The following is a 225-nucleotide window of genomic DNA, read 5'->3' on the forward strand; positions in this document are numbered from 1 at the left end:
CGCCAGGCTGTTGTTTTTGAGCACGCGGAACATTTCACGGCTGGCCGGCAGCACCCACTCGTCGCTCACGTCGTTGGCGATGGAACGGCCGGAGCGGTCCTTAAAGCCGACGAGGTACGGGGGATCGGTAAGGATGAAGTCGATGCTGTTATCCGGAAAGCCGGCCATGATCTGTACGCTGTCGCCACGCATGAATCGGGACATAGTTATGCTCCTCAGTGTCAG

General features: G+C 58.7%; 1 pseudogene. It reads right to left on the reverse strand.

The features are described 5' to 3' along the window. Positions 1-204: pseudogene (locus IBT54_RS25025) on the reverse strand (hypothetical protein); the annotation flags it as partial. Between the last annotated feature and the right edge of the window lie 21 nt (positions 205-225).

Source organism: Pantoea sp. S62 (assembly GCF_016658625.1).
Classification (GTDB): Bacteria; Pseudomonadota; Gammaproteobacteria; order Enterobacterales; family Enterobacteriaceae; genus Pantoea; species Pantoea vagans.